This is a genomic window from Streptomyces sp. NPDC059874 (assembly GCF_042731135.1).
Lineage (GTDB): Bacteria > Actinomycetota > Actinomycetes > Streptomycetales > Streptomycetaceae > Streptomyces.
This window is the reverse complement of record NZ_JBHWJY010000100.1, coordinates 14,356-29,462: the sequence shown is the minus strand read 5'-3', so window position 1 is coordinate 29,462 and position 15,107 is coordinate 14,356. Positions and strand designations below refer to the sequence as shown.

12 protein-coding genes are annotated in these 15,107 nt (G+C 70.7%); 7 read left to right on the top strand and 5 right to left on the bottom strand.

Translation table 11 applies throughout. From position 1 onward, the window contains the following. Positions 1 to 143: 143 nt before the first annotated feature. Entirely contained in the window at positions 144 to 1,970 is a 1,827-nt protein-coding gene (locus tag ACFV9H_RS36405) for an acyl-CoA dehydrogenase (RefSeq protein WP_385407184.1), read from the bottom strand. Positions 1,971 to 2,290: 320 nt separating this feature from the next. Here ACFV9H_RS36405 and ACFV9H_RS36400 point away from each other — a divergent pair, with 320 nt between their 5' ends. The 6 genes from ACFV9H_RS36400 to ACFV9H_RS36375 all read left to right on the top strand — a co-directional run bounded on the left by ACFV9H_RS36400 (position 2,291) and on the right by ACFV9H_RS36375 (position 6,517). Continuing rightward, a complete protein-coding gene (locus ACFV9H_RS36400) occupies positions 2,291 to 3,046 on the top strand; it encodes a peptidase inhibitor family I36 protein (RefSeq protein WP_385407180.1) in 756 nt (251 codons plus the stop codon). Positions 3,047 to 3,134: 88 nt separating this feature from the next. Then, positions 3,135 to 3,278, top strand: coding sequence for a hypothetical protein (locus ACFV9H_RS36395; RefSeq protein WP_385407177.1), 144 nt, complete (start codon positions 3,135 to 3,137; stop codon positions 3,276 to 3,278). Positions 3,279 to 3,432: 154 nt separating this feature from the next. Then, entirely contained in the window at positions 3,433 to 3,891 is a 459-nt protein-coding gene (locus ACFV9H_RS36390) for an SseB family protein (RefSeq protein WP_385407174.1), read from the top strand. 39 nt (positions 3,892 to 3,930) lie between these two features. Beyond that, positions 3,931 to 4,899 (top strand): ArsR/SmtB family transcription factor, encoded by a 969-nt coding sequence (locus ACFV9H_RS36385; protein ID WP_385407171.1) that lies wholly within the window; start codon positions 3,931 to 3,933, stop codon positions 4,897 to 4,899. Positions 4,900 to 5,008: 109 nt separating this feature from the next. Continuing rightward, positions 5,009 to 5,386: a hypothetical protein gene (locus ACFV9H_RS36380; RefSeq protein WP_385407167.1), complete on the top strand. Its 378-nt coding sequence runs from the start codon at positions 5,009 to 5,011 to the stop codon at positions 5,384 to 5,386. A 129-nt stretch (positions 5,387 to 5,515) separates the two neighbouring features. Beyond that, on the top strand, positions 5,516 to 6,517 hold the full coding sequence (locus ACFV9H_RS36375; protein ID WP_385407164.1) for a pirin family protein: 1,002 nt from the start codon (positions 5,516 to 5,518) through the stop codon (positions 6,515 to 6,517). A 27-nt stretch (positions 6,518 to 6,544) separates the two neighbouring features. Here ACFV9H_RS36375 and ACFV9H_RS36370 read toward each other — a convergent pair whose 3' ends face one another. The 3 genes from ACFV9H_RS36370 to ACFV9H_RS36360 form a co-directional block, all read right to left on the bottom strand. After that, positions 6,545 to 7,612 carry an AI-2E family transporter gene (locus ACFV9H_RS36370; protein WP_385407161.1) on the bottom strand — a complete coding sequence of 356 codons (1,068 nt, stop codon included), beginning with the start codon at positions 7,610 to 7,612 and terminating at the stop codon, positions 6,545 to 6,547. Between the two features lie 31 nt (positions 7,613 to 7,643). Next, positions 7,644 to 9,773: a calcium-binding protein gene (locus ACFV9H_RS36365; RefSeq protein ID WP_385407159.1), complete on the bottom strand. Its 2,130-nt coding sequence runs from the start codon at positions 9,771 to 9,773 to the stop codon at positions 7,644 to 7,646. 119 nt (positions 9,774 to 9,892) lie between these two features. Continuing rightward, positions 9,893 to 12,073 carry a SpoIIE family protein phosphatase gene (locus ACFV9H_RS36360; protein ID WP_385407155.1) on the bottom strand — a complete coding sequence of 727 codons (2,181 nt, stop codon included), beginning with the start codon at positions 12,071 to 12,073 and terminating at the stop codon, positions 9,893 to 9,895. Between the two features lie 202 nt (positions 12,074 to 12,275). Here ACFV9H_RS36360 and aspS point away from each other — a divergent pair, with 202 nt between their 5' ends. After that, the gene (gene aspS / locus ACFV9H_RS36355; protein ID WP_385407152.1) at positions 12,276 to 14,093 is read left to right on the top strand and encodes an aspartate--tRNA ligase; all 1,818 of its coding nucleotides are present in this window, start codon (positions 12,276 to 12,278) and stop codon (positions 14,091 to 14,093) included. A gap of 82 nt (positions 14,094 to 14,175) precedes the next feature. Here the strand turns inward: aspS and ACFV9H_RS36350 are convergent. Next, positions 14,176 to 15,107: VWA domain-containing protein (locus ACFV9H_RS36350; RefSeq protein WP_385407149.1), on the bottom strand; the 932-nt coding region annotated here is incomplete at its 5' end.

Here is a 15,107-nt window from a genome sequence, read left to right as displayed (position 1 = left end):
CTCTCCCGCGCCCTCGGCCGCGGGGGCCCCGGGCGGCCGCGGCGCGGCGTGCCGGTGCCCGCCCCCGCCGGGCCCCGGGCGTGCAGGCGGCCGGGCCTCCGTGCGGAGGGCCCGGCCACCTGTGACCTGCGGGGTGGCGCAGTCTAGAAGGCGGCCTCGTCGAGGTCCATCAGGGTGTTGTCGACGGCCTCGGCCAGCGCGCGCTGGACCGCGACGCCCGGGAGGACCTCGGCGGCGAAGAACTTCGCGGCGGCGATCTTGCCGGTGTAGAACGGCACGTCCTTGGCGGAGGCGCCCGCCAGCTTCTCGGCGGCCACGGCGGCGCCCTTGAGCAGCAGGTATCCGACGACCACGTCGCCCGAGGCCATCAGCAGGCGGGTGGTGTTCTGGCCGACCTTGTAGATGTTCTTGACGTCCTCGCCGGTGGCGGTGAGGTCGACGATCATCTGGCCGACGATGGCCTCCAGGTCCACGGCGGCCTTGGCGAGCGCGTCGCGCGCCGGGGCGAGCTCCTCGCCGCCGACGGCCTCGGCCAGGAACTTCTTGATCGTCTCGGAGAGGACGTTCAGGGAGGCGCCCTGGTCGCGGACGATCTTGCGGAAGAAGAAGTCCTGGCCCTGGATCGCGGTGGTGCCCTCGTAGAGGGTGTCGATCTTGGCGTCGCGGATGTACTGCTCGATCGGGTACTCCTGCAGGTAGCCGGAGCCACCGAAGGTCTGCAGGGACTGGGCGAGCTGCTCGTAGGACTTCTCCGAGCCGTAGCCCTTCACGATCGGCAGGAGCAGGTCGTTGAGGCCGATCAGGGAGGAGGCGTCCTCGCCGGCGGCCTGCTTGAGCTGGATGTCGTCCTGGACGGAGGCGGTGTAGAGGACCAGGGCGCGCATGCCCTCGGCGTACGCCTTCTGCGTCATGAGCGAGCGGCGCACGTCGGGGTGGTGCGTGATGGTGACCTTGGGCGCGGTCTTGTCCATGAAGTTCGCCAGGTCCGGGCCCTGCACGCGCTCCTTGGCGTACTCCAGCGCGTTCAGGTAGCCCGTCGACAGGGTCGCGATGGCCTTCGTGCCGACCATCATGCGGGCGAACTCGATGATCATGAACATCTGGCGGATGCCGTCGTGCTTGTCACCGATCAGCCAGCCCTTGGCGGGGTGCTGGTCGCCGAAGGTCATCTCGCACGTGTTGGAGGCCTTGAGGCCCATCTTGTGCTCGACGTTCGTGGCGTAGACGCCGTTGCGCTCGCCCAGCTCGCCGGTCTCCCAGTCGAAGTGGAACTTGGGCACGAGGAAGAGCGAGAGCCCCTTCGTCCCCGGGCCGTGGCCCTCGGGGCGCGCGAGGACGTAGTGGAGGATGTTCTCCTCCATGTCGTGCTCGCCGGACGTGATGAAGCGCTTCACGCCCTCGATGTGCCAGGAGCCGTCGGCCTGCTGGATGGCCTTGGTGCGGCCGGCGCCGACGTCCGAACCCGCGTCCGGCTCGGTGAGGACCATGGTGGAGCCCCAGCGCTTCTCCACGGCGATCTGCGCGATCTTCTTCTGCGCCTCGTTGCCCTCCTCGTGGAGGACGCCGGCGAAGGCCGGGCCGGAGGAGTACATCCAGATGGCCGGGTTCGAGCCGAGCAGGAGCTCCGCGTAGGCCCAGATGAGGGAGCGGGGCGAGACGGTGCCGCCGATCTCCTCGGGGAGGCCGAGGCGCCAGTACTCGGAGTCCATGAAGGCTTCGTAGCTCTTCTTGAAGGACGCCGGGACCGGGGCGGTGTTGGTGGCCGGGTCGAAGACCGGCGGGTTGCGGTCGGCGTCCGCGAAGGACTCCGCCAGCTCGTTCTCGGCGAGGCGGGCTATCTCGGACAGGACGTCCTTGGCGGTCTCGGAGTCCATCTCCTCGAACGGACCGGTGCCGTACAGCTTGTCGCGGCCGAGCACCTCGAAGAGGTTGAACTCGATGTCGCGGAGATTCGACTTGTAGTGCCCCATGGCGACGGCTCCGTTAAGGCTCGGGGAGAGAGGTTCCTCGTACATACCAATCGGTAACGTAATGATGCTACCCGCCGGTAATAACGGCAACCCTTCCGACCCGACTGTGACCAGGGTCAAGCTCGCACCGGACGGCCTCGGAGCCGGCCCGGGTCTGGCCCGGGTCTGGCCCGGGTCTGGCCCGGGTTCGACCGACGATGCATCCCGGAACTGACAACTCCGGTCCGACACGGGCAAGTTGCTGTCAAAAATGATTTCCGGAACAAATTCCTCCCCTCGTACAGTCCGACCTCGAGTCACAACGGGAGGATTGGTTAACCTTGAACATCAAGCGCACCATCGCCGCCGCCGGACTGGGTCTCACCCTTGCCCTCGGCCTCACCGTCAACGCGACCGCCGCCACCCCGGCCCCCGCCCCGCCCGCCGACGGCCCCGTCAACACCGGCCCCGCGGACCAGGCCGACCGCGACCGCGACGCCAAGGCCCGCAAGGGCAAGATCATGGGCCTCCACAAGGGCAAGAAGATCGACCTTGCCGGGAGCTGGGGCACCGCCACCGTCTGTTCCGAATACCCCGACCTGAGCGTCCGCTGTTTCGACACCGACGAGCAGGCCCAGGCAGACATGGCCGAGTACGCCAAGAAGGACGCACGCGCGCTCCCCAAGGTCCCCCAGGGCCGCAGCGCCAAGATCGGCCCCCAGACGGAGGCCGCCAAGAACGCCGCCGGCGCCGCGCCCTCCGGCGTCGAAGCCGCCCCCATGGCCATCGCGGGCACCCCGACCTGTGCCTTCGGCTGGGTCTGCATCTGGGAACACAAGAGCTATGACGGCCGCAAGCTCCAGTGGTCCGAGGACGGCACCAAGACCTTCGGTCAGTACGGCTTCCGCGACCAGACCACCTCCACCTGCAACAACGACCAGATCGGTGGCATGGCGCTGATCGACTACCGCGACAACATGCCCGACCCGGAGATCATCACCCCGCTCGGCGGCTGCTTCAGCAACCTCGCCAACAAGGACTACCCCGGCTGGGGCACCGGCTCGTGGAACGACCGCGCCGACGCCCTCAAGATGTGATCCCCGTCTGAACCCCTGACGCGCCGCGCCCCCGCCCACTACGGTCGGGGGCGCAGCCACATTCGCCGTCCCCGAGGAGCCCACCCCCATGCGGACTTCCTTGAAAGCCGCCGCAGTAGCCGTCGTCCTGGCGGCCGTCATCCTCTGGCTCGCCCTGGACAAGCCGTGGATCAGCGAACCCGAGGTGGACACCAAGCTTCCCCGCCCCACCGCCACCGCCACCGTCCCGTAGGGGCGGGAACGCGAACGGACGGCCGGGGAGTGCCACTTCGGGGCCCGTCCTCGTGGTCTCCGACGCCGCCCGGGTCGCCCTCGTCGACGGGCTGGGGGCCCGGTGACCGGATCTGACGGTCCCGGCGGGCCTCCGCCTCGGTAGGCTTCGGCCCATGTACGGCTACGACCAGAACGTGAGCGCGGGGCAGCAGCAGTACGCGCAGCCCCAGCAGGGCTACGCGCAGCAGCAACCGCCGCTGTACCCCGAGCCCTCGCCGCCGTCCCTCGCGGACGCGGTGCGCGCCTTCACGACCGGGTCGCTGTCCGCCGAGGACTTCCAGCAGATCTTCGCCTCCTCGAAGGTCTACTGCCCGCGCGGCGACACCCCGGGCTTCCTGGCGCTGCACAACACGCAGCAGCCGGTCATCCCGATGTTCACCACGCTCAAGGAGCTGCGCCGGTACGCCGGCAAGGAGTCCAAGTACTTCGTGATCACCGGCGCGGAGGTGATCGACCTGCTGCCCACCGGGTACGGCTTCGTCCTCGACATGGAGGGCGACCACCGGATGGTCTTCGACGCGAAGGCGGTCGAGCAGATGGTCGACTTCGCGATGCGCCGCATGTATGGCTGAGCCTTCCGGCTGAGGCCTGACTGGGCGGGGGCGGGCGGGATGCTGAGGGTGCACGTCACCACCGAGGACCTGCTCAACGTCACCTTCGCGAGCGAGCCGCTCCCGTTGGTGGAGCTGGCCATGGCGCTGGTCGCCTGGCAGCGCCGGGACGAGCAGGCGGTTTTCGGCCGCTGGCGCGGCCACGTCACCCGGGAGTTGCCGGGCCGGGTGCGGCCGCTGCTGGACCTGCTGCGCCCCGACGGCGACAACCCGCAGTTCGTCGAGCCGTACGACCGCACCCTGGAGGACGGCCTGTGCGCCGTACGGGAGGCGGGCCCGCGGCTCACTCCCGAGGAGCTGGGCCGCGCCGCCGCCCGGGCTCCCGGCTCCGATTCCTGGCTGCGCGCGCTGTGGCGGCAGGACCGCGAGGCGTGGGAGCAGCTCGACGGTGCGCTGCGGTCCGCGTACGAGGTGCTCGTCGCCCCGTACTGGCCGCGCATCCGGCAGTCCTTCCAGGCGGACGTGGCCTGGCGCACCCGGTTGTTGGCCGCCCACGGCATCAAGGCGTGTCTGGCCAGTACGCATCCGCGGGCGGGCTGGTCGGGAAGCGCGTTCGAGGTCGACGTGCGGCCCGACTACGAGGTCCGGCTCGGGGGGCGGGGGCTGACGCTGATGCCCTCGCCGTTCTGGACGGGGCGCCCGTTGATCGCGGAGGGGCCGGACGGCCCGTCGGGGGCGTACCTGCTGATGTACCCGGCGCTGACCCCGCTCCCGCTGGTCGGCCAGGGCCCGGCGGAGGGCGCGCTGGACGCGCTGCTGGGGCGTACCCGGGCGGCGGTGCTCCAGCTCTTGGTCCAGCAGCGCACCACCAGCGAGCTGGCGCGGGACCTGGACATCTCGCTCCCCTCGGTCTCGGAGCACACCCGCACCCTGCGCGCGGCCGGGCTGATCACCACCCGGCGGGACGGCAAGGCGGTCCTCCACGCGGCGACGGGCCTGGGCGTGGACCTGCTGCACAGCGGCGGTTGAACGTTTCGGCGAGGACCGAAAGCATCGCGGCCGTGTCGCCGGCTGCCGAGTATCGGTGCTGCGGGGGAATCCACGGGGGGTCCCCCGCCCCATCTACGAGGAGGCAGTGATGGCTCGCACGTCGATCCGTACGAAGCTCGCCGCAGTGGCGGCCACCGGGATGCTGGCGCTGGGCACGGGGGTCCTGGCGGCGGCGCCCGCCGAGGCCGCGGCGGCCGCGTGGTGCGGGGTGAGCGGCGGGAAGCTCTACTGCGGCAACGACGCACCCGTCGACATGTACCGCAACGCCAGCTACAGCGCTCCGTGGGTGGACACCCTCAAGACCAACCCGAGCGTCTTCAACTGTTGGACCAAGAACGAGGGCACCACTTGGTACGGCGCCTACGGCGACGTGACGGGCCGCTTCGGCTTCGTCCCGGCCTCGGTCGTGTGGACGTCTTCGGCCTTCGACTCCAACCCGGGTGCGTACGGGATGAACCACTGCTGATCGGTCGCTGACCTGCGCGTATGTGCCCACGAGGCCCCCGGGGAATGTCCCCGGGGGCCTTCGCGTTCTGTCGGGTGTGGCAGAAAGTTCGAGTTTCAACTAAACTCGAAGCAGAAGGAGGTCCTGACCATGCCCGCAGTGACTGTTGAGAACCCGTTGACCCTTCCGCGAGTGGCCGAGCCGCAGGCCGCCGTCGCGCGCAAGGTGCTGGCCGTCGTTTCCGCTCCCGGTGGGTTCGAGGGCGAGGGATTCCCGGTGCGCCGCGCGTTCGCCGGGATCAACTACCAGTACCTCGACCCGTTCATCATGATGGATCAGATGGGCGAGGTGGAGTACGCGCCGGGCGAGCCCAAGGGCACTCCCTGGCACCCGCACCGCGGCTTCGAGACCGTCACGTACCTGATCGACGGAACCTTCGTCCACCAGGACAGCAACGGCGGCGGCGGAGTCATCAACGGCGGTGACACCCAGTGGATGACCGCCGGTTCGGGCCTGCTGCACATCGAGGCCCCGCCGGAGGCCCTCGTCGTGTCCGGCGGGCTGTTCCACGGCCTCCAGCTGTGGGTCAACCTCCCGGCCTCGGACAAGATGATGCCCCCGCGCTACCAGGACATCGGCGGCGGCCAGGTCCAGCTGCTGACCACCCCCGACGGCGGCTCCCTGCTCCGCGTGATCGCCGGCGAGCTCGACGGCCACCAGGGCCCGGGCATCACCCACACCCCGATCACGATGATCCACGCGACCGTCACCCCGGGCGCGCAGATCACCCTCCCGTGGCGCGAGGACTTCAACGCCCTCGCGTACGTCATGGCCGGGCGCGGCTCGGTCGGCGTCGACCGCCGGCCGGTCCACACCGGGCAGACGGCCGTCTTCGGCGAGGGCGGCTCGATCACGGTGCGGGCGGACGAGTCCCAGGACTCCAACACCCCGGACCTGGAGATCGTCCTCCTCGGCGGGCGTCCGATCCGGGAACCGATGGCGCACTACGGGCCGTTCGTCATGAACAACAAGCACGAACTCCAGCAGGCCTTCGACGACTTCCAGGCCGGGCGGCTGGGCACCATTCCCACCACCGCGCGCACGGGCCTCGGCCACCGGGGCACCGGCCAGGTGGACGAAGAGACGGCCTGAGCCGGCCCAGGCGGGCCCCAAGCGGACCTACGCGGGCCCGGGCGTCGCATCCTCGGCGTACCGGGCCCGGAGTTCCGAGATCACCCCGAAGAGGGCCGCGGCCAGCGGTACCGCGAGCAGCATCCCGAGGATCCCGGCGACGCTCGCCCCGGCCGTGATGGCCAGCATGACCACCGCCGGGTGCATCTGCACCGTGCGGCTCTGCACCACCGGCTGCAGCACGTTGCCCTCGATCACCTGCACCGCCAGCACCACGCCCAGGGTCCACAGCGCGACCACCCAGCCCCGGTCGGCGAAGGCGACCAGGACCGCGATGGCGCCGGACAGGAAGGCTCCGAGGTAGGGGATGTAGGCCGTCACGAAGACGAGGGCGCCCAGGCCCACCGCCCCCGGCACCCTCAGGATCAGCAGGCCCGCGGTGATCAGTACGGCGTCGATCAGCGCGATGAAGGTGGTGCCGCGCATGAAGCCCTCGACGGCCTCGAAGGCGCGCCTGCCCATCGCCTCGATCATGTCGCCCGAACGGCTGGGCACCAGGGATCGAAGGCCGGCCGCGGCCCGGTCGGAGTCGCGCAGGAAGAAGAAGATCAACAGCAGGGCGAGGAGGGCGGTCGCGAGCATCTGGCCGACCACGCTGAGACCGGTGAGCACGCCGGATGCGGCCGTGCCGCCGAACTTCGACAGCAGGTCCTTCGAGTTCTTGGCGAGGTCCTCCAGCGAGGTGCCGGCCGCCCCGAAGTGTTCGGCGAGGTCCTTGCCCGCCTTGCGCAGCGAGTCGATGATCTGGTCGCCCGTCTCGATCAGCGCCAGCACGACGACGTACGCCGCCCCGCCGACCACCGCGACCACGGCCAGGCAGGTGAGCGCGGCGGCGAGGGAACGGTTCACCCGCATCCGGATCAGCCGCCGGTGCATCGGCCCGAGCAGGGCCGTGCCGAGCAGGGCGAGCAGCACCGGGGTGACGGCGGCCTTGAAGGTGACGCACAGCCAGATCAGGACCGCCACCACGCCGGTGGCGAGGAGGAAGACGACGCACCAGGCGGCCAGCCGCCGGACGGGCTCGGGAAGCAGGGAGCTCAGCACCTCGTCATCCAACCACTTCTGATGATCGGTTCGGACCAGTGGCTCAGCAACTGGTCACTTGGTCGATCGGGTCGGTGGTGCAGGTGTCCCGTCCGGGTCCGCCGTCGACCGTCTCGGCGATGCCGTCCTGGGTGTTGACGGTGTCGGCGCCGGGGCCCGCGTCGATGGTGTCGGTGCCGGGACCTGCGGTGATGGTGTCGTTCCCGGCTTCGCCGGTGAGGGAGTCGTTGCCCGCGCCGCCGTCGAGCGAGTCACCGCCCGCCCCGCCGATGAGGGTGTCGTTGCCGGTGCCGGCGTACAGGGTGTCGGCGCCGGAGCGGCCGTTCAGGGTGTCGTCGCCGCCGAGGCCGCAGATCACGTCGCTGCCGCTGGTGCCGGTGAGGAGGTCGTTGCCGGAGGTTCCGATGATCGTGCAGCCGAGCGGGTTGTTGACGGTGGTCTGGGCGGTGGCCGTGTTGTTGTCCGGGTTCGTATCGGCCTCGGTCGCCGTGACGGTGGCGGAGTTGGTGAGCGTGCCGAGCTGTTCCGTTTCAACGGTGATGGTCACGGTGGCGGAGGCGCCGGCCGCGAGGGTGCCGAGATCGCAGCTGACCGCGAGGGTGCAGGTGCCCTGGGTGCTGGTGGCCGATACGGGGACCACGCCGGCCGGGAGCGTGTCGGTGACGGAGACCCCGTGCGCGTCTTGCGACGCGGGGCTGTTGGTCACGGTGAGGGTGTAGGTGAGGGTGTCGCCGATGGCCACGGGGTCGGGGGAGTCGGTCTTGGTGACAGCCAGGTCGGCGGTCGGGGGGTCGGGCAGGTACCGGGCAGTGCCGAAGTCCGCCGGGCCGGCGGATCCGGCCGCGACGAACCTGCCGTCGGGGTACAGGGCCAGGGCGTTGGCGTCGTCGTTGGCGGTCCCGGGGATGTTGGTCAGGACCGCCCCGTCACCGCTGAAGGTCGTGTCGGGGTCGCCTGCCGTGGTGTGCCGGGTGATCGCGAAGCTGCCGACGCCGTTGGTGGAGAAGGACACTCCGGCGGTGAGGATCTTTCCGTCGGGCTGCAGTTTCACAGCCCTTGCCGCGTTGAGGGTGCCCACGTTGAAGAACAGCTTTCCCGTACCGTTGAAACCGAAGGCCGGATCGAGAGTGCCGTCGGTGAGGTATCGGGCCATCCCCAAGTCGGTGTTCACGTTGTCGCCGGTGTCGCCTGCCGCGACGAGTTTGCCGTCCGGCTGCACGGTGATGGCGCTCGCCGCCTCGCTGCCCCCGCTGATCGTGGTGTCGACCCAGCCGGTCGCTCCGAACTTGTCGCCCGGGGTGGAGTCGTCGGCGGTGCCGTCGTCGTAACTGCCGTTGGCGTTGAAACGGAGCACGCGCCACGTCGTGGGATTGAAGATGTCGTGCTGGATGGAGCCCGCGAGGGCGAGCTTCCCGTCGGCCTGGAGCGCCGCACCGCCGACCTCTCCGAAGCCGAAGTCGTCCTCCAGCCAGGAGGTCGCGACCCTGCCGGGTCCGGCCCCGCTGACTCCGGCAGCCGTGCCGCCGAAGGTGGTGTCGAGGATGCCGTCGCTGGTGAAGCGGGCCGCGGCGAAGGCGGGTGCGCCTGCCCACTCGGCCGTGCCCGCCGCGAGGATCTTGCCGTCCGGCAGTACGAACAGCTGCTTGATCGTGTCGGGGTCCTGGGTGAACTGGAAAGTCGTGCTGGTGATGCCGTCGCCGCCGCCGAAGGTCGTGTCGATGCTGCCGTCGGCGTTGTAGCGGACGATGGTGAAGTCGATGCCGCTCGCGGTGCCGATGAAGGCGCCTCCGCCGACCAGGAGCTTGCCGTCCGGCAGGACCACGACCGAGTAGGCGGTGTCGACCGCGCCGGTGAAGTCCGTCCGCACGATGCCGTCGCCCTCGCCGAAGGTCGTGTCGGGGCTGCCGTCGGCGTTGTAGCGGACCACCGCCCAGTCGCGGGTGATGCCCTCGGTCCCGGTGAGGGCGTCGCCCACCACCACGACCTTGTCGTCCGGTTGCACGGCGACACCGCGAGCGGTGTCCACACCGGTGCCGATGCTCGTGACCACGGTGCCGTCGCCCGAGAACGACAGGTCCAAGTCACCCGCCGCCGCGTACGCACTTCCCATCTGGGCCAGTGCGGTCGCCGCCGCCAGGGCCGCCACGCCGAGGGCCGTTCTCCACCCGCTCAAGGTGTGCTCCTTGTCGCCTGCCACCTGGTTCGTCGAACAGGGTGCGGCGGCGCAGGTGACGCGCAGTGAGTGCCACGCCGGGCAGGCCGGTGCTATCGGCCGAACATCATCACGCTGGGTCAGCCGGTGTCGGGCTGCTTCGACTGCTCGCCCAGCTCGAACCAGATCGACTTGCCCTCGCCCCGCGGGTCCACTCCCCAGGTGTCGGCCAGCATCTCCATCAGCAGCACCCCGCGCCCGCTGGAGGCCATCTCGCCCGGGTGCCGCTTGTGCGGGAGCTCGTCGCTGGCGTCCGCGACCTCCACGCGCAGCCGGCGGACGCCCAGCTCGCCCACCGCCTCCGCGACCAGCAGCGCGTCGCCGTCGGTGTGCATGAGTACGTTCGTCACCATCTCGGAGACCATCAGCACCGCCGAGTCCACCTGTTCCTCGTCGGCCCAGTCGTGCAGCAGCTCCCGGATCTGCTGCCGGGCGCCCGCGATCCGCTCGGGCTCGGCCTGCGCCACGGTCAGCATCGTGCGGCGGGCCGGGCGGGCCGGGTGCAGCAGCGGGGTCCCGCAGCCGCAGCCCTCGCCCTCGCGGCACAGCAGGACCACGGCTATGTCGTCCTCGCGGCGGTCGGCCAGCGGGCCGGTGGTGTGGTGCGAGGACGGCCCGTGCACGGCCTGGACCAGCAGGTCGGCCAGCTTTTCGAGGTGGCCGCCGTCGACGTGCCCGTCCTCCGGGCCCTCGGGGTCGGGGGTATCGGACTCCAGGATCGCGCGCAGCCGCGCCCAGCCGGTGTCCAGGTCGTGCCCGCCGGTCTCGATGAGCCCGTCGGTGCAGAGCATCATCGTCTCGCCGGGCTCCAGGGTGAACCGGGTCGTGGGGTAGTCCGTGTCGGGGACGATCCCGAGCGGGAGCCCGCCCGCGGTGGGCCGCATCAGGACGGTGCCGTCCGTCATCCGGATCGCCGGATCGGGATGGCCGGCGCGGGCCACCTCCAGCATCCCGGTGCGGGGGTCGCACTCCGCGTACAGGCAGGTCGCGAAGCGCGGGCTCTGGAAGTCGGAGTCCTCGTCCGAGTCGGCCTCCTGCGAGGAGCACAGCCCGGCGAGGAAGCGGGAGGCGCGCGAGAGCACCGCGTCGGGGCGGTGGCCCTCCGACGCGTAGGCGCGCACGGCGATCCGCAGCTGGCCCATCAGCCCGGCCGCCCGCACGTCGTGGCCCTGTACGTCGCCGATGACCAGCGCGAACCGTCCCGAGGGCAGCGGGATCATGTCGTACCAGTCGCCGCCGACCTGGAGCCCGCCGCCCGTCGGGACGTACCGCGCGGCGATCTGCATGCCGGGGATCTCCGGGCCGAGCTGGGGCATCATCGACCGTTGCAGGCCGGTGGTGAGTTCCCGCTCGGATTCGGCCACTCCGGCGCGCTGGAGCGCCTGGGCGAGCATCCGTGCGACGGTCGTCAGGACGGAGCGTTCGTCGGGGGAGAAGGACACCGGGTGCTTGAAGGCGGCCATCCAGGCGCCCATGGTGCGCCCGGCCACGATGAGCGGCAGGAAGGCCCAGGAGGTCCGGCCGAAGCGCTGGGCGAGCGGCCAGGTGGCCGGGAAGCGCCGTTTGTAGTCCTCGGGGGTGGGCAGGTAGATCGCCCGGCCGGTACGGACGACCTCCGCGGCCGGGTAGGCGGTGTCGAGCCGCATGTCGGAGAAGGGGCCCTCGTCGCCGGGACCGTGCCCGTGGTGCCCGATGATCGACAGCCGGTCCCCGGCCACGCCGAACACGGCCAGCCCGTCCGGACTGAAGCCCGGCATGGACAGCGAGGCCGCGACCCGCAGCACCTCCGCCGTGGACCGGGCCTCGGCCAGCGCCCGACCCGCGTCCAGCAGGAAGGCCTCGCGGGAGCGCCGCCAGTCGCCGGTGATCGGGGTGTGCGCGGCGGTGGTGCCGGGCTGCGGCTCGGCGATCTCCTGGATGGTGCCGATCAGCTCGTAGTCGAGGCGGCCGTCCGCCGTCCGGTTCTCCAGGGGCTTGGAGCGGCTGCGTACGGTGCGCAGGACGCGGCCGTCCTCGTCCATGATCCGCAGCCGGGCCTCGGCGAGGGTGCCCTCGGCGACGGCCAGGTTCACGATGCCGTTGATCTCGTTCCAGTCCACCGGATGGAACCGGGACCGTACGGCGACCTCCGCGAGCTCCACCGGCTCCGCGGGCAGACCGAGGAGCCGGGCGGCCTCGCCGTCGAGGGAGACCGTCCCGGAGGCGTTGTCCCATCGCCACAGGCCCGTCGCGATGGCGGACAGGACATCCTCGGTGCGCACTCGGCCATCTTTACAGGTCATACGACTGACGTGCCTGTTCGCGGGGTCCGCCGGGCGAGCCCGGGGCGTCCCCGGGGCGTCCTCGCGGCCTCCTCGCGGCCTCCTCGGGGCGTCCCCGAGGCGTGCCCGACCCGGCCCCCGCCCGGACGGTAACCTTGGGACGGTTGAATCCACCCTGGTATCGCGAAGAACTGGATGACTGATGCATCGGTACAGGTCCCACAAGTGCGACGAGCTTCGTGCCTCGGACGTCGACACTGACGTCCGGCTGAGCGGCTGGCTGCACAATCGTCGAGACCTGGGCGGCATCCTCTTCATCGATCTGCGTGACCACTACGGCATCACGCAGATCGTGGCCCGTCCCGGCACCGCCGCCGCCGCCGTCCTGGAGAAGCTCTCCAAGGAGACCGTGGTCCGGGTCGACGGCAAGGTCGTCTCGCGCGGCGCCGAGAACATCAACCCCGAGCTGCCGACCGGCGAGATCGAGATCGAGGCCGCCGAGGTCGAGGTGCTCGGCGCGGCCGCCCCGCTGCCCTTCACCATCAACACCGACGACGGTGTGAACGAGGAGCGGCGCCTGGAGTACCGCTTCCTCGACCTGCGCCGCAAGCGCATGCACGACAACATCATGCTGCGCTCGGCGGTCATCGCGTCGATCCGCTCGAAGATGGTGGCCCTCGGCTTCAACGAGATGGCGACCCCGATCCTCACCGCGACCTCTCCCGAGGGCGCCCGTGACTTCGTCGTGCCGTCCCGCCTGAACCCGGGCAAGTTCTACGCCCTGCCGCAGGCCCCGCAGCAGTTCAAGCAGCTGCTGATGATCTCCGGCTTCGACCGGTACTTCCAGATCGCGCCCTGCTTCCGCGACGAGGACGCCCGCGCCGACCGCTCGCCGGGCGAGTTCTACCAGCTCGACGTGGAGATGTCCTTCGTCGAGCAGGAGGACGTCTTCCAGCCGATCGAGCGTCTGATGACCGAGATCTTCACGGAGTTCGGCAAGGGCCGCGAGGTCACCTCGCCGTTCCCGCGGATCCCGTTCCGCGAGTCGATGCTGAAGTACGGCAACGACAAGCCCGACCTGCGCGCCAAGCTGGAGCTCGTCGACATCACCGACGTGTTCGAGGGCTCGGAGTTCAAGGCGTTCGCCGGCAAGCACGTCCGTGCCCTGGCCGTGCCGGACACCGCCGCGCAGCCGCGCAAGTTCTTCGACGGCCTCGGCGAGTACGCGATCTCGCTGGGCGCCAAGGGCCTGGCCTGGGTCCGCGTGGGCGAGGACGGTGCCCTGACCGGCCCGATCGCCAAGTTCCTCACCGAGGAGAACGTCAAGGTCCTCACCGAGCGCCTGGGCCTGGCCGCCGGCCACGCCGTGTTCTTCGGCGCGGGCGAGTTCGACGAGGTCTCCAAGATCATGTCCGGCGTCCGGGTCGAGGCGGCCAAGCGCGCGGGCCAGTTCGAGGAGAACGTCTTCCGCTTCTGCTGGATCGTCGACTTCCCGATGTACGAGAAGGACGAGGAGACCGGCAAGATCGACTTCTCGCACAACCCCTTCTCCATGCCGCAGGGCGGCATGAAGGACCTGGAGGAGAAGGACCCGCTCGACATCCTGGCCTGGCAGTACGACATCGTCTGCAACGGCATCGAGCTGTCGTCGGGTGCCATCCGCAACCACGAGCCCGAGGTCATGCTGAAGGCCTTCGAGATCGCCGGTTACGAGGCCGAGACCGTCGAGCGCGAGTTCGCGGGCATGCTGCGCGCGTTCCGCCTCGGCGCCCCGCCGCACGGTGGCATCGCCCCGGGCGTGGACCGCATGGTCATGCTGCTGGCCGACGAGCCGAACATCCGCGAGACCATCGCCTTCCCGCTGAACGGCAACGCGCAGGACCTGATGATGGGCGCGCCGACGGTGCTGGAGGAAGCCCGCCTGCGCGAGCTGAACATCGCGCTGCGCAAGCCGGTGGAGACGAAGCCGGCCGACGCCAAGCCGATCGCCGAGGCCGTGCACCCGGATGCGGCGCGGTAGTCCTCACACGGCATGAGGAAGGGGCCCGGGATCACATCCCGGGCCCCTTCCCTTTTGCTTGCCTTGGTTTGGCCCTGGTCGCTCAGAAGCGTTCGAGGAGGCCCTTGGCCAGGGCGGTGGACGTCAGCTCCGTGGGGGCGGGGCCGGCGTGGAAGAAGCCGGCGTTCTCGGCGTCCAGCTTGCGCAGGAAGTCGAAGGCCTTGGAGTCGTGCTCGCCGAAGGCGACGAACTGCCAGTGGATGCCGGGGGCGGTGGTGGCCGCATCGGCGATCGCCTGGCGGGCGGGGCGGACGTTGTCGGGGGCGCCGTCCGTCTGGAACACGACCAGGGCCGGGCCCTCGCCGCCGTCCTTCTGGTACCGCTCGACGACGGCCTCGACGGCCACGTGGTAGCTGGTGCGGCCCATCCGGCCGAGCTCGGCGTGGCGGGACTCGACCCAGGCCTCGTCGTGGCCGTCGAGGGACAGGTCCGCGGTGCCGTCCACGTCCGTGGAGAAGAACACGGTGTGCACGGTCGCCGCCTCGTCGAGGTGCGCGGCGAGGGCGAGGGCGTGGTCGGCGAGGTGCTGCGCACTGCCGTCCTTGTAGAAGCCGCGCATCGAGCCGGAGCGGTCCAGCACGAGGTACACCTTGGCCCGCGCCCCGGTCTTCCCCTTGCCCCGCAGCACCTGCCCGACGGCCTTGTACGCCCCGACCGTCCCGGGCGCGACCCGCTTCACGGCGGCCAACGCGTGCGCGGCCGCCTCCGGCGCGGTCGCCTGGTCCTCCACCTCGGGCTGCTCCGCAGCCGCCGTGGGCTCGTCCTGGTCTTCGGCCTTGGCAGCGGCCAGGGGCTCCGCCTCGGGCTCGGGCTGCTCCGCGGCGGGAGCTTCGGCGGCAGGCGCCTCCGCCTCCGGCGCGGTCGCCTCGGCGGCCTCCACCTCGGGCTGGTCCTGCGCCTGCGGGGCGTCAGCCTCTGGCTGGTCCGCAGCCGCCGCGGCGGGCTCCGCCGTGGGCTCGTCCTGGTCTTCGGCCT